This window comes from Kribbella antiqua, assembly GCF_004345665.1.
In the GTDB taxonomy this organism is placed as follows: Bacteria; Actinomycetota; Actinomycetes; order Propionibacteriales; family Kribbellaceae; genus Kribbella; species Kribbella antiqua.
This window is the reverse complement of record NZ_SLWR01000002.1, coordinates 671,170-685,401: the sequence shown is the minus strand read 5'-3', so window position 1 is coordinate 685,401 and position 14,232 is coordinate 671,170. Positions and strand designations below refer to the sequence as shown.

Genomic DNA, 14,232 nt, shown 5'->3' with positions numbered 1-14,232 from the left:
AAGTCCGTGGGGTAATTCTTCCTGAGGGAGCCCGGTGAGAGAGCCGATCGCGGTGTTCGTCCAGGTCGGTCCCTCGGACGCCCTGACCACCGCCGTCCGCAAAGGCACTGTCTGGTCGGTCGCCGGTGTCGAGGTGAGCTGGTCCGACGGCACCGTCGACGTCAGCGCCCACACAATCTCCCGCGTCGCACTCCGCTGGGTCGATCGACTCCCGGATAATGCGCTGATCCTCGGTGACGCCTGGGAACGCTCGTACGGCGATCTGCAGTGGCGGCATCAGCAACCTGAGCGACTGCTCCCGTGGTACTTCCTCACCCATGATCCACGGACCGGTCGTACCACGGGCGCCGGTGTGGACGTGCAGCCGAACGCGTTCTGCTCGTGGACTGTCGACGCGGACGGGTTCACACTGTGGCTCGACCTCCGCAACGGCGGCGGGCCGACGCAACTCGACGGGCGCACCTTGTCTGCCGCCACCGTCCGGCAGTTCGAGGACGCCGGCACCCCATGGCTGACCCTGCATGCAGCGGTCGCCTCCCTGAGCACCCGGCTACCGGCGCGACCTGAGCCCGCGCCGGTGGTCGGGGCGAACAACTGGTACTACGCATACGGCGAGAACTTCGACGAGAAGGCGGTCCTCAAGGACGCCGCGACCATCGTCGAACTCGCCGACGGGCACGCGGTCAAACCATTCAGCGTCGTCGACGACGGCTGGTACCCGGGTGGGATCGCGGCCGGCGGACCGTGGGACATCGGTACTCCCGGCGTCTTCGACAACATGGCCGGCACGGCTGCGGCGATCAAGGAAATCGGCGCCCGCCCTGGCCTGTGGTTTCGCCCGTTGCGGGTCCGCGAGCCAAGTCGTTGGGGTCGCGACGGCGGCCGCGCACTCGACCCGACGTACCCACCAGTCCTCGAGCTGGTGCGGGCGGATCTGCAGCGGTTCAAAGGCTGGGGTTTCGAGCTGATCAAGCACGACTTCAGCACGTACGACGTCTTCGGCCGCTGGGGATCGTCGATGCTCACCGGCAATGGATCGCAGTTCCATGACCCCACACGTACGACTGCTGAGATCGTCCTGGCGTTCTACCGCGAAGTGCGGGCGGCTGCGGAGGACGTCGTACTGATCGGGTGCAACACCGTCGGGCACCTCGCGGCTGGGCTGGTCGATGTGCAGCGGACTGGTGATGACACGTCCGGGCGGGCCTGGGAGCGGACGCGGAAGATGGGCGTCAACACGTTGGCGTTCCGGTTGCCGCAGCACAACAGGTTCTTCACTGTCGACGCCGACTGTGTGCCGTGTACGCCGCAGACGCCGTGGGAGCTGAACGCGCGGTTCCTCGACCTGGTTGCCCGTTCCGGTACGGCGCTGTTCGTGTCGATCGATCCGGCGGCGAGAAATGACCTGACGGATAAGGCGTTGAGCGAAGGTATACGGTTGGCGCTCAGTGGTGGTGACGCGTCCGGGATCGAGCCGATGGACTGGCTGGTGAACACCACGCCGAACAGTTGGCGGTCCGGTGCCGAGACAGTGCATTACGACTGGATGCTTCCGTGGGGTGCGGATCCGAGTGCGCCGTGACAGCTGGGGGATGTGTGGGGACTGTACGCCGAGGGACGAATCTTGATCGTGTCGGCGGGTTCAACGACGCCGTGGTGCTCGACGCGATTCGCCGTACCGAACATCGCCTGAGCAGAGTCGAGTTGGCGAATGCGACCGGCCTGTCCGGCCAGGCGATCTCGAACATCACGCGCCGGTTGCTCGACGCCGGACTGGTCCGTGAGGCCGGCCGTCAGAAAGGCAACGGCCTCGGCAAACCGCGCACGTTGCTGGAGCTCGAGCCCACCGGCCAGTACGCCGTCGGCGTCCACCTCGACCCGGCCGTCGTCACCGTCGTCCTGCTCGACCTCACCGGTCAGGTCGTCGCCCGCCGGAGTACGGAGACGCCGTACGGCGACAAGCCCGACGTACTGATCGACGGAATCGCAGCGACGATCGAGGACGTCATCGCTGATGCTGAGGCGCCGAGGGACCGCGTGGTCGGTGTCGGGATCGCCGCGCCCGGCCCGATCGACGTCGAGCGTGGCGTCGTCGTCGACCCACCGAACTTGGCCGCGTGGCACCTGGTCCCGCTCCGCGACGAACTGAAGGAGCGGACTGGGCTGAATGTCCTGCTGGACAAGGACGTGACCGCGGCGGCGCTGGCGGAGAAGTGGGGACCGCACGGCCGCGGCAGCTTTGTCTTCTTCTACCTCGGCACCGGTATCGGTGCCGGGCTGGTGATCGGCGACGAGGTGATCCGGGGTTCGTCCAGCAACGTGGGCGAGATCGGGCATGTGATCGTCGACCCCGACGGACCGGTCTGTTACTGCGGCCGGCGTGGTTGCGTCGGCGAGACGAGCCAGCCGCGGTACCTGGTCCAGCAGGCGGTGCAGGCCGGAGTGTTTGCCCAGGGCATCGACCTCGACGATCGCCGGGCTGTCGACGCTGCCTTCGCCGAGCTGTGTTCGCTGGCGTCCGAACCCGGGGTCGCGCAGAAGATCGTGACAGAGCTGGCCGAGCGGGTCGCGAAAGTGGTCGAGGACATCGCGAACCTGCTCGATCTCGAACGCGTCGTCTTCGGCGGTCCGCACTGGGAGCAGCTCGCGCCGTTCTTCGGCGTCGCCGTGCAGGCGGCGCTGGAGGAGCGTTTCCTGGTCCGGTCGGTGCACTCCTTCGAAGTCGCCGGTACGGCGCTCGGCGCGGACGTCGGCGCGATCGGTGCGGCCAGCCTGGTGCTCGACCAGACGTTCTCCCCGGCACTCGAGCCGGCTTTTGCAGTGGAAAGGTAATGAGTTGATGATCGATGCCGAGGTGCTCGCCCGCGCCACCGAGGAGGTCCGCCGGGCGACCGGCGACAAGGTGATCGCGGAGATGTTCCGGCGATCGATGGCGGAGAACCTGCCCGCGGTGGCCGAGCGACTGCCGGACGGGACCACGTTCGTGCTGACCGGCGACATCCCGGCGATGTGGTTGCGTGACTCGGCCGCCCAGCTCCGGCCGTACCTGCTGTTGTGTGCTGACGATCCAGCTCTGCAGGACGTGCTGATCGGCGTACTGCACCGGCAGCTCGAGTACGTCGTACTGGACCCGTATGCGAACGCGTTCAACCGGGAGGCCAACGGCGCCGGGCATGTCACCGACGAGACCGAGATGTCGCCGTGGGTGTGGGAGCGTAAGTACGAGATCGACTCGCTGTGCTTCCCGCTCGAGCTGGCCTATCGGCTGTGGCGGATCACGGGTCGGGCCGACGTGATCGACGAGCGGTTCAGGGCTGCGGCGTTGGCGATCATGGAGTTGTGGACTGTCGAGCAGGATCACGAGGAGCGGTCGACGTACCGGTTCCAGCGACACGACGACGTACCGACTGACACCCTGGTCCGGGACGGGCGCGGGCGGCTGACCCGGCCGACCGGGATGTCGTGGAGTGCGTTCCGGCCCAGTGACGACGCGACCGAGCTCGGGTTCAACGTGCCCGGCAACATGTTCGCGTCGGTGGTGCTCGGCTACCTGCAGGAGATCGCGACCGAGGTACTGCATGACGAGCCGCTGGCCGCGCGGGCGAAGGAACTGAAGGCCGACATCGACGACGGTATCGCGCAGTACGGAATCGTCGAGCATCCGGAGCACGGTCGTGTCTACGCCTATGAGGTCGACGGCTTCGGCGGCTCGCTGTTGATGGATGACGCGAACATGCCGAGCCTGCTGTCGATCCCGATGACCGGCTACGCGTCGGCCGACGATCCGACGTACGTCGCCACTCGCGGGCTGCTGCTGAGCTCCACAAATCCTTATTACTACAGCGGCGCGCATGCCAGCGGGATCGGCAGTCCGCACACCCCGCCGGACCAGGTGTGGCCGATTGCCCTTGCTGTGCAGGGATTGACGAGCACGTCGGCGGAGGAGCGCCAGCAGTTGCTGGAGCTCCTCCGCGACACCACGGGCGGCACGGGCCAGATGCACGAGTCCTTCCATGTCGACGACCCGACCGTGTTCACGCGCGAATGGTTCTCCTGGGCCAACGCGATGTTCTGCGAGCTCGCGCTGGTCCACGCAGGGATCAGGTGACGTCCCGGCGCCGCGTCGTCCAAGCCGCGAGTACGGCGAAGATCGCGCAGTAGGCCAGCAAGGTCAGGAGTGCCCGCCCGCCGCCGACCGCATCGCGAACCCCAGGCGGTGCGTCGGCGGTTGCCATCCCCGTCACGCTGAAGACGAGCGAGCCTGCGTTCGTGCCCGGCAGTACGTCGGACAGGAACTCCAGGTCCGGCAACAGACTGTTCACCACGCCGGCGAGCAACGTCTCGATCCCCAGGATCCACACCACACCGAGGCCGATCGGCAACGCGACGTTGCGGAAGGCAACAGCCAGGACCGTGCCGGCCAGGCACCACATCATCAGCACCAGCCAGCCGCCGGCCAGACCTTGCAGGATGTCGAGGGGCGCCGGCCAGTTCATCGCGCCGTTCTCGGCTGCCGCGATGCCGATGCTGCAGAGCGCGCAGGCGGCGAAGATGCCCAGCACCCAGACCGCGATCATGGTCGCCAGCGCGAGGAACTGCGAGGCCAGTACGGCGCCGCGCCCCGGCCGCTGAGTGAGGATCGTCTTCAGCGTGCCCCAGGTGTACTCGCCGCCGACCACGATCGCGCCGAGCACGAGAGCGAGTGCGCCGGCGAAGATCGGGTAGCCGCCGATCGTGTTGTCCAGCACGCGTTCCGGCAGCATGCCGCGGAGGATCTCGCTGCGCGGAATCCCGTCGGTCTGCGGGTTCTCGTCGCCCGTGGCGTACCCCAGATAGGGCAGCAGGTAGCCGAAGATGAGGCTCAGCACGAGTCCGGCGCCGAACAGCACCCAGACCGCCGAGCGCTTGCGGAGCTTCAGCACCTCCGCGCGATAACTACCCAACATCGGCCTTCTCCTCGCTCGTGAGCTCGAAGAACACGTCCTCGAGGGCTCGTTCGGTGCTGCGCAACTCCGACACTTCGATGCCGGCTTCGACCAGCACCCGGTTCACCTCGGCCGCGCGCTGCGGATCCACCTGCACCCTCAGCGTGTCGTCGTACTGGTGGACCGTTCCGAATCCGGCGAGGACGTCGTGTGCCTTGTTGCGTGGGGTGGCGCGGATGACCAGTTCCTGTTCGCCGCGCAGTTCCTCGACGTTGTGCTCGGCAACCATCCGGCCGGAGTTGATGATCCCGACCCGGTCGCAGATCTGCTGCACCTCGCCGAGCAGATGGCTGGACAGCAAGACCGTCCGGCCGTCGGAGCCGAGCTCGCGGATCAGCCGGCGCATGTCGCGCATCCCGGCCGGGTCGAGGCCGTTGGTCGGCTCGTCCAGGATCACCAGCTCGGGATCCTTCAGCAGCGCGGCCGCAACCCCGAGCCGTTGCTTCATCCCCAGGGAGTACGTCGAGAAGCGGTCCCGCGCGCGGTCGGTGAGATCCACCAGCTCCAGCACCTCGTTGATCCGCTTGCGCGGCACTTCGGCGTACTCGGCCAGCAGCCGCAGGTTGTCCAGGCCGGAGAGGTACGGATACAACGCGGGCGACTCGATCATCGACCCGGTCCGCCCGAGTACGTCGGCTCGGCCGGGCGCGCCACCGAGCACGCGCACGTCACCACTCGTCGGCGCAATCAGCCCGGTGAGAATCCGCAACGTCGTCGTCTTCCCCGCCCCGTTCGGCCCCAGAAACCCGTAGACCTCCCCAGGAAGAACCGTCAGATCAACACCATCAACCGCCAAGGTGTCGCCATACCGTTTAGTCAGCCCACTGACCTCAATAAGCGCATCCATATTCCGAGCCTGCCTGTCAACGGTCGTCTGCCGCGTCGTCTCGGGGGAGTGACCGTACCTACCGCCCCCGGAGTAGATCAGCTGAGGGATCGGGGTGGTTATGGTCGCGAGCTCCGTGGTGACGCGGAGACGAAAGCGCTCGCCGCATGCTCGGCGTCGCGAAGACCAGGACTGGTTATTCTGCCGGAGTGAAGCTGTGTGAAGGGGACTGAGTGAGTAGCGCGGACTGGGCTATGGGCTCGACCGCCACGGGTCAGGCGGTGGTCGAGCCCGGGCGTACGCTCATGGGGGATGTGGTCAGCAGTGGTGCGCTGATGTATGCGCCCCGGCGGCTGCGGCTGCTGGTCGGTTCGAATGCGGTGTGCGTCCGGGATCCCAGCGGGCAGTTGATCTGGCTGGAGACGCCGGGCTCGAGCGCCTTCACCGGCGCTGACGGCCGAGTGCATGCCTACGACCACAGCGACGACGACGCAGTCTTACTGCCTCGGGACACGGGAGCGGAGGCGAGAGCGCTCGTCAGCTTGTCTGCGGCTCTTTCGTGGTCTGCCGCCACCCTCCAGCCTGGCAGCGAGCCAGCTGATCCCAAGAACCTTGAACATCGAGCTGCCGACACTCGGACTGCCTGCCGGGCTGCTGGGGTCAGCCGAGCCAGCCTGGGCGGACCAAGCCGGTTTGGTAGGCGACGACGACGAGCTGGGCGCGGTCGCGGACGCCTAGTTTGATCATGGCGCGGCTTACGTGCGTTTTCGCTGTCGCCGGGCTGAGGACGAGGCGTTCGGCGATCTCGTCGTTGGAGAGGCCTTCGCCGACCAGAGCGACGATCTCCTTCTCGCGTTCGGTCAGTACGTCGAGTTCCTTGCTCGCGTGCGGTTGACGGCTCCGCGTCGCGAACTCGGCAACCAGCCGCCGGGTGACACCGGGGGAGAGAAGCGCGTCGCCGCGTGCGACCACGCGCACCGCCTGCAGCAGCTCGACCGGTTCGGTGTCCTTGACCAGGAACCCGCTCGCACCCACCCGCAGCGCCTCGAACACGTACTCGTCCAGGTCGAACGTCGTCAGGATCACCACATGAACGTCCGCCAGCTCCGGGTCGGCACCGATCTGGCGGGTCGCCTCCAGCCCGTCGGTGCCCGGCATCCGGATGTCCATCAGTACGACGTCCGGCTTCTCGGCCCGCGCCACCGCGACCGCCTCCGCGCCGTCGGGCACCTCGCCGATCACGGTGATGTCGTCCTCGGCGTTCAGCAACGACCGGAACCCCGCCCGCACCAACGCCTGGTCATCCGCCAGCAACACCCGAATCATGCGTGGGAGCTTATGACAGCCCCGCGTCATGAGCGAGAAGGGCGATCTGAGTGCGGTTGCCGAGGTCGAGCTTGGTGAGGATGTGCGAGATGTGCGCCTTGACCGTCGCCAGGCTCAGGTAGAGCTCGGCGGCGATCTGTGCGTTCGCCTTGCCCTGCGCGACCGCGAGCAGCACGTCGTACTCGCGGGGTGACAACCGCTTGAGCGCCTCCTGCGCCACGGTGTGCGCGTCGGCCTGCGTCGCCGCTCGGTCCATGAGCCGGCGGGTGATGGTCGGGGACAGGATCGGGTCGCCTGCCGCGACTCGCCGTACTGCCTCGACAATCTGCGCGGGCGGGGTGTCCTTCAAGAGGAACCCGCTCGCTCCGGCTCGCAGCGCGTGCAGCACGTTCTCATCGGTGTCGAACGTCGTCAGCACGACGACCTCGGGCGGATTGGTCCGCGCCCGCACCCGCCGAGTCGCCACGATGCCGTCCACGCGCGGCATCCGCAGATCCATCAGCACGATGTCGGGGAAGTGCGCGTCCACCGCGGCCGGCACCTCGTCGCCGTCGGCCGCCTGACCGACCACCGCGATCCCGTTCGCCCCGTCGAGCATCATCTCCAGACTCGCCCGGACCAAAGCGTCGTCGTCCACCACGAGAACCCGGATACTCATCCGCGTCCTCGCTTCGCTCCGGGCGCGGATGAGGCACAAAATCGGCTGTGCTTGATGATGACCTCGCTTCGCTCGCTCATGACGGCCACGGTAGCGAGGCGACTAACTGGAATCCGCCACCGGGCGTGATCCCGTGGTCCAGCGTGCCGCCGGCGAGCTCGACGCGCTCGGTCAGCCCGACGAGCCCGGTGCCGCTCCCTGGGGTGAGCGAAGCGCCGTTCGATCCCTCGTTGGTCAGCTCGATCCGCAGTTCGTCGCCCGGCTGCCCGGTCATCTTCAGCGTCACCGGATGCCCGGCCGCGTGCTTGCGGGCGTTGGTGAGCCCTTCCTGCACCACCCGGTACGCCGTCCGTCCGGTTGCCGGAGGCAGCGTCGTCGAGTCGGCGACCGCGGCGTCGTACGAGATCGTCGTACCGGCCTCGCGGGACTCGGCGATCAGCGCGTCGAGATCCTGGAACGTCGGCTGCGGACGGCCGTCGTACACCTCGTCGTCGCGGAGGACGTTGATCACCTCGCGCAACTCGTCGAGCGCCTGATGGACGCCGGTGCGGATCACTCCGGCCGCCTGGGCGAGCTTCTCGGGCGACGAATCCGGCCGGTATTCGAGGGCTCCGGCGTATGTCGCGAGCAGCGACAACCGATGCGCGAGTACGTCGTGCATCTCGCGCGCCATCTTGGTCCGTTCGAGTGACCGCGCCTCGGCGACGCGGCGGCCTTGTTCTGCTTCGGCCTTCCGGGCGCGTTCGCGGAGCGATTCGAGCAACTGCAGCCGGGCCTGAGTCCATTGACCCCAGCCGAGGAACGCGGCGTGAACGGCGACGTCGAGGACGGCGAACCACAGAAAAGGGAGATTGCCGATCGGCCGCACAAGTCCCTGGATCAAGTGACCCAAGATGCCCGCGAGAGCGACGAGGGTCGCGGGTCGCAGTGGACGGTAGCGAGCCACGGTCATGGTGCCGACCGTCGACGGCGGCGTCCCGGCGGGGGAGAGGGCGGCGAGTCCGGCCAGCAGGAACGCAGCCGTGACTGGGCGGCGGGGCAGGACGAGAATGAGGCCGGTGGCAACGATTCCGACCAGGATGTCGAGGATCAGCCACGGCCGTTCGGCACCGTCCGCGTGGCGGCCGACGATGGTCAGCGCGGACAAGCCGCCGACCCCGGCGATCGCCATCAGCTCGGCCCAGCGATTCCGGCGTACCGGCGCGCAACTCTCCTGCATGCCGCCGACCCTAGGCCGCGGCCGCCGTCCGCCACCACCGACCAAAGTCGGTGAGTCGCCGACTTCGGGTGAGGTCGTCGCTGCTAGGGCATGTTGAGGCGCGCGGCCTGGTAGAAGCCTCGGATGTGGGCGGTTATCAGGTCGGCGGCGTCGTCGGGCTCGCCGGCGCGGACCGCCTTCAGGATCGCGCGGTGCTCGGCTCGCAGCCCGACTGTGGTCGCCTCCCAGTCGGGCAGGTTGGGTACGGCGGCCAGCACGTACCCGTGGATCGCCGAACGCAACGACGCCATCACCGCCGCGATCAGCACGTTCCCCGCCAGTCCGGACAATGCCACGTGGAACTCGGCATCGAGCCGATGGAACTCCTCGGGTGAGAGCCCGGGAGCATCCATGGCGTCGAGCAGAATCTCGAGCTCATCGGCGTTCGCCTGCTGCTCGGCGGCTTCCCGGGCGGCCCAGGACTCCAGCAGGATGCGGGTCTGGACGACGTCGCCCATCGGCAGGTGATTGGTTGCCAGATGCAACCGCAGTACGGCGGTCAGCGGCGACACCGGCTCCGCGACGATCACCGCACCCGCCTCCGGCCCGGACCCGGTTGCCGTCCGTACGACGCCCATCGCCTCGAGCACCCGAACCGCCTCCCGCACCGACGGCCGGCTGATCCCCAGCTGCTCCGCCAGCACCCGCTCCCCGGGCAGCCGCTCACCGATCCGCAACCGCCCGGCCGCCAGCTCGGCCTCGACCCGATGCAGGACCAGCTCGTAGTTCTTCACCCACGGCTCCCCATGGGGAGAACTCTAGCCGTGTGGTCAGACCACACGCTAGGCTGTGGTCCGACCACATGATCCAGCCGGCCCCCGGAGTACTGATGACCGACCGACAGCTCCCCAAATGGTCCGAGCTGAAGCCGCTGCTGCGGCCGAAGCCGATCACGGTGAATCCGACCGAACGCCGGCTCGAGAAGGCGCTCACCATCCCCGACCTGCGCGCGATCGCCAAGCGCCGTACGCCGCGGTCCGTGTTCGACTACACCGACGGCGCGGCCGAGGCGGAGATCAGCCTGCGCCGGTCCCGCCGGCTGTTCGCCGAGCTGGAGTTGCAGCCGTCGATCCTGCGCGACGTGTCCGACCTCGATCTCGGTACGTCGATTCTCGGCGGCCGCTCGGAGCTGCCGTTCGCGTTCGCGCCGACCGGCTTCACCCGGATGATGAACCACGAGGGTGAGAGCGCGGTCGTCAAGGTCGCCGAGGAAATCGGCATCCCGTACGCGCTGTCCACCATGGGCACGACGTCGATCGAGGACGTTGCTGCGGCTGCTCCGGACGCGCGCAAGTGGTTCCAGCTCTACGTGTGGAAGGACCGCGACGCCGGGGAGGACCTGGTGAAGCGGTCGGCTGCGGCGGGCTACGAGGCGCTGATGCTGACGGTCGACGTACCGGTTGCCGGTGCGCGGCTGCGCGACGTGCGCAACGGCTTCACCATCCCGCCGTCGCTTACGGCGAAGACCGTGCTGGACGCGTCGCTCCATCCCGCCTGGTGGGCCAACCTGCTCACCACTCGGCCGCTGACCTTCGCCTCACTGTCGACCTGGGACGGCACGGTCGCCGAGCTGCTGGACAAGCTGTTCGACCCGACCATGACCATCGACGACCTCAACTGGCTGCGGTCCATCTGGGACGGGCCGTTGATTGTCAAAGGCATCCAGACCGTCGACGACGCGCGCCGGGTGGTGGACGCCGGCGCGGATGCGATCGTCCTGTCCAACCACGGCGGCCGTCAGCTGGACCGCGCGCCTACACCGCTGCGCATCCTCCCGGAGGTCCGAAAGGCCGTGGGCAGCGACGCCGAGATCTACCTCGACACTGGCATCCTCTCGGGCGCCGACATCGTCGCCGCGATCGCTCTCGGTGCCGACGCGTGCCTGGTCGGCCGCGCGTACCTCTACGGCTTGATGGCCGGCGGCCAGCGTGGCGTGGCCCGAGCTGCCGAGATCCTGACCAAGGAGGTACGTCGCACCATGGCCCTCCTCGGCGTCTCCCGGGTCGCCGACCTCAACCCGTCCCACGTCCGACTCCCCTAGAGCGGTAGCTGCGCGGTGATCCGCATGCCTCCGGTGGGTGTGCGGGTCGCCGTGAGGGTGCCGCCGAGGGCGGTGGCGCGTTCTCGCATGCCGATGATGCCGTTGCCTTCCTTCGGTGGCCCGGTGAGCGACTGACCGTCGTCATCCACCTGCAGTACGAGCGCCTGTTCGCCGTACTGGATCCGGACGGTCGCCTCGTTTGCCTTGGCGTGGCGGACGATGTTGGTGAGCGACTCCTGGATGATGCGGAACGCGGCGCGGTCCAGCCCGGTCGGCAAGGGTTGTGGATCGCCGTGGATGATCGTGTGGACCTCGAGGCCGGCGCGCGACGTACGGCTGACGAGGTGCTCCAGCCGGTCGAGCCCGGCGACGGGTTGCCGGGGCGCGGACTCATCGGTTTGGCGCAGGATGCCGACGATCGATCGCAGCTCGACGAGCGCTTCCTTGCTCGCGTCCTTGATGGCTGCGAGCGCCGGCGCGGCCTGCTCGGGTTGGCGATCGACCAGGTGCAGGGCGGTCGACGCCTGGACGTTGATCAGCGAGATGTGGTGCGCCACCACGTCGTGGAGTTCCTGCGCGATCCGCAGCCGCTCCTCGCCGGCCTTCCGCAGCTCGGCCTCGCGCCGGGTCCGCGCCGCGGCGCTGACTCGCTCATAGCGCGCGCGGAAGAGCTCGGCGATGACTCCGAGTACGACGAAGCACGTGCCGACCAGGAGGATCTGGTACACACCTTGCTCGTTGATGCCGAGGATGATCCGGCCGCCGACGTGACCGACGTACAGGGCGACGATGCCTGCCCAGCCCGCGAGTCGATGGCCGACGCGGATGACGGTGAAGGCGGCGATGACGAAGGCGAAGATGACCGGGCCGTACGCGTACTGCATCAGCATGTAGACGAGGGTCGAGACGACCGTTGCCCACAGCACCGGAACCGGCCGCTGCCGGAGCCAGTAGAGCGACACTGTCGCGGTCAGGATCAGGACCACCATGAACCAGTCGGCGGCCCGGCGCTCCGGTTCCCCTCGGGATGCCCCGAAGGACCCGGCCACAGTGATGACCGAGAGGACCGCGGGCAGCGCGATCCGCCGTACCCGGTCCCAGGCGGTGGGTACGGCGCTCGGCTCAGTCGCGGTCACACTACGAAACCTAGAGGGCGACGCGGTCAGGTGTCATCGTCGCCAGGGAGTACTTCGGCCTGCGTCGTACGCGGTACTCAGTACTTGACCTTGTAGATGCCCTCTTCGTAGGTCTTGCCGTAGTACTGCTCGAGCTCGGCCAGGTCGTCGTTCTGCCGCTCCAGCGTCTTCGAGATCTTCGCCCGGCTCGGCATCGCCTCCGGCTCCCAGGTCTCAGGCTTCCACAGTTGCGAGCGCAGGAACGACTTCGAGCAGTGGTGGAAGATCTCCTCGATCTCCACCAGCAGCGCCAGTTGAGGACGGTTGCCCTTGACGATCATGTCGTCGAAGAACGGCGCTTCCTTGACGATCCGCGCCCGGCCGTTGATCCGGAGCGTGTCACCGCGCCCGGGGATGAAGTAGATCAGCCCGACGTGCGGGTTGGTGAGGATGTTGGTGAAGCCGTCGACGCGGCGGTTGCCCGCGCGTTCGGGGATGGCGATCGTGCTGTCGTCGAAGATCTTGGTGAAGCCGGCCGGGTCGCCCTTGGGGGAGACGTCGCAGGTGCCGTCCGCGGCGGAGGTGGCGATGAGGCAGAACGGCGATGCGGCCAGCCACTGCCTGTCGAGCTCGTGCAGCTCCTTGCGGGACTTGCCCGCGGCGGCTGCCAGTGGTGCGGGTACCACCTCGCGCAGCTCGTCGTACGTCGTGATCTCGACCAGTCCAGGAATCTCCATCAGGCAGCGTTCTCCTTTACTTGGACCGCGTCGTTGCGGTCCTCGTCCGTGCTGCCCATCGTACGGCGGGACCAGTTGCGCAACTGGTACCCAGGAACAGTGCACCCACAGCGATCCAGCCGATCGGACCCCAGTCGAGTACGACGGTCGTGAGCAGCGCCGGGCCGATCATGCGGGCGATCGCGGGGCCGGTGCCGAAGAAGCCTTGGTACTGCCCCTGCTTGTTCTGTGGTGCGAGACCGAAGCTGATCTCCCACGCGCCTGACGCCAGCTTCATCTCGCCGAGGGTCAGGAGCGCGGCGGCGAGCACCAGTACGACGGCAGCGGCCGTGGCGCTCAGGTTGGTTGCTGAGAAGGCGAAGACGGCGCAGGCCGCCAGCATCGCGATTCCGGCGTACCGGATGGAGCGAGTGGCGGTGCGGAGGTCTTTGACGCTGCGGGCTGTCCGGACCTGAAAGAGCGTGACGCCGATGGTGTTGACGATCAGCAGCGACGCCACGACCCAGTCCGGTGCGTTGGTCCGGGTGACGATCCACAGCGGAGCAACGAGGCTCAGCAGCGGCATGAAGAGCAGCATGATGGCGTTGAGCAGTGCGAGTACGGCGTACGGACGATCATGCAGTACGGCGAGACGCGGCTCGCCCTCTGCTTTGGCGGTGATCGCGACTGCTGGGACGCGGTGGATCAGGCGGGCCGCGATCAGGAAGCTCAGGGCGTCGAGAGCGAAGACTGTCAGGTACGCCGGTGCTGTGTCGAAGTGGAGCGCGATTCCGCCGAGTGCGGCGCCTACCGCGAGTCCAGCGTTCACTGTGGATTGCAGGAATGCGCGGATGCGGGTTCGCTCGGCTGGATCTACCAGTCCGGCGAGGAGCGCCTGCCGTGCGGCCGTGAGACCGGTCTGGCTGCTCGCGTAGGCGATCGCGGCGAGCAGAAACAGCGGGAAGCTCCGCACGAACAGGAACGAGCCGACAGAGACCGCTGTGGTGAGTGCCAGCAGTACGGCGACTTGGCGAGCGCCGCGACGGTCGGCAAGGTTGCCCAGCGGGACACCGGTCAGGAATCCGACCAGCCAGGCGATCGTCAGCCCCAGGCCGACCTGAGCAGTCGACAGCCCGACCACCCGAGTGAAGAACAACGCCGAGGTGACGATGAACGCGCCATCACCCACCGAGTTCGCCAGCTGCGCAAACGCCAAGTCCCGCGACGCGCCCTTCGGAGGCAATACGCCTGGTCGTTGCACGCGCTCTGCAGTGATGCTCATCGGAGTCTCCCTCGGCTCGGTATGA

The 14,232-nt window shown here is 67.8% G+C and carries 13 protein-coding genes; 4 read left to right on the top strand and 9 right to left on the bottom strand.

The genetic code is table 11. From position 1 onward, the window contains the following. The first annotated feature begins 34 nt into the window (after window positions 1-34). The 3 genes from EV646_RS09080 to EV646_RS09070 are packed head-to-tail and all read left to right on the top strand — an operon-like array spanning window position 35 to window position 4,108. Window positions 35-1,582, top strand: coding sequence for an alpha-amylase family protein (locus EV646_RS09080; RefSeq protein WP_132145925.1), 1,548 nt, complete (start codon window positions 35-37; stop codon window positions 1,580-1,582). A 14-nt stretch (window positions 1,583-1,596) separates the two neighbouring features. Continuing rightward, window positions 1,597-2,832, top strand: coding sequence for an ROK family transcriptional regulator (locus tag EV646_RS09075; protein ID WP_132145923.1), 1,236 nt, complete (start codon window positions 1,597-1,599; stop codon window positions 2,830-2,832). Between the two features lie 7 nt (window positions 2,833-2,839). Beyond that, complete coding sequence (locus EV646_RS09070) at window positions 2,840-4,108, top strand: glycoside hydrolase family 125 protein (protein ID WP_132145921.1); 1,269 nt, start codon at window positions 2,840-2,842, stop codon at window positions 4,106-4,108. Here the strand turns inward: EV646_RS09070 and EV646_RS09065 are convergent. The 6 genes from EV646_RS09065 to EV646_RS09040 form a co-directional block, all read right to left on the bottom strand. Further along, window positions 4,101-4,946, bottom strand: a complete 846-nt coding sequence (locus tag EV646_RS09065; protein ID WP_132145919.1) for an ABC transporter permease — start codon at window positions 4,944-4,946, stop codon at window positions 4,101-4,103. The two genes, EV646_RS09070 and EV646_RS09065, sit on opposite strands and share 8 nt — an antisense overlap. Further along, window positions 4,936-5,832, bottom strand: a complete 897-nt coding sequence (locus EV646_RS09060; protein WP_132145917.1) for an ABC transporter ATP-binding protein — start codon at window positions 5,830-5,832, stop codon at window positions 4,936-4,938. Before EV646_RS09060 ends, EV646_RS09065 begins: the two co-directional genes overlap by 11 nt. A 639-nt stretch (window positions 5,833-6,471) precedes the next feature. Further along, window positions 6,472-7,137, bottom strand: a complete 666-nt coding sequence (locus tag EV646_RS09055) for a response regulator (RefSeq protein ID WP_132145915.1) — start codon at window positions 7,135-7,137, stop codon at window positions 6,472-6,474. A gap of 10 nt (window positions 7,138-7,147) precedes the next feature. Continuing rightward, entirely contained in the window at window positions 7,148-7,795 is a 648-nt protein-coding gene (locus tag EV646_RS09050; RefSeq protein ID WP_132145913.1) for a response regulator, read from the bottom strand. Window positions 7,796-7,871: 76 nt separating this feature from the next. Then, window positions 7,872-9,014, bottom strand: a complete 1,143-nt coding sequence (locus EV646_RS09045) for a sensor histidine kinase (protein ID WP_199236881.1) — start codon at window positions 9,012-9,014, stop codon at window positions 7,872-7,874. A gap of 83 nt (window positions 9,015-9,097) precedes the next feature. Beyond that, window positions 9,098-9,787, bottom strand: a complete 690-nt coding sequence (locus EV646_RS09040) for a FadR/GntR family transcriptional regulator (protein WP_132145911.1) — start codon at window positions 9,785-9,787, stop codon at window positions 9,098-9,100. 95 nt (window positions 9,788-9,882) lie between these two features. Here EV646_RS09040 and EV646_RS09035 point away from each other — a divergent pair, with 95 nt between their 5' ends. Continuing rightward, on the top strand, window positions 9,883-11,094 hold the full coding sequence (locus EV646_RS09035) for an alpha-hydroxy acid oxidase (RefSeq protein WP_132145909.1): 1,212 nt from the start codon (window positions 9,883-9,885) through the stop codon (window positions 11,092-11,094). Here the strand turns inward: EV646_RS09035 and EV646_RS09030 are convergent. The 3 genes from EV646_RS09030 to EV646_RS09020 all read right to left on the bottom strand — a co-directional run bounded on the left by EV646_RS09030 (window position 11,091) and on the right by EV646_RS09020 (window position 14,207). Further along, entirely contained in the window at window positions 11,091-12,230 is a 1,140-nt protein-coding gene (locus tag EV646_RS09030; protein WP_241995621.1) for a sensor histidine kinase, read from the bottom strand. The genes EV646_RS09035 and EV646_RS09030 overlap by 4 nt on opposite strands. Window positions 12,231-12,307: 77 nt before the next feature. Beyond that, window positions 12,308-12,946 (bottom strand): MSMEG_1061 family FMN-dependent PPOX-type flavoprotein, encoded by a 639-nt coding sequence (locus EV646_RS09025; protein ID WP_132145907.1) that lies wholly within the window; start codon window positions 12,944-12,946, stop codon window positions 12,308-12,310. A 16-nt stretch (window positions 12,947-12,962) separates the two neighbouring features. Next, window positions 12,963-14,207: an MFS transporter gene (locus EV646_RS09020; protein ID WP_132145905.1), complete on the bottom strand. Its 1,245-nt coding sequence runs from the start codon at window positions 14,205-14,207 to the stop codon at window positions 12,963-12,965. Window positions 14,208-14,232: the final 25 nt, after the last annotated feature.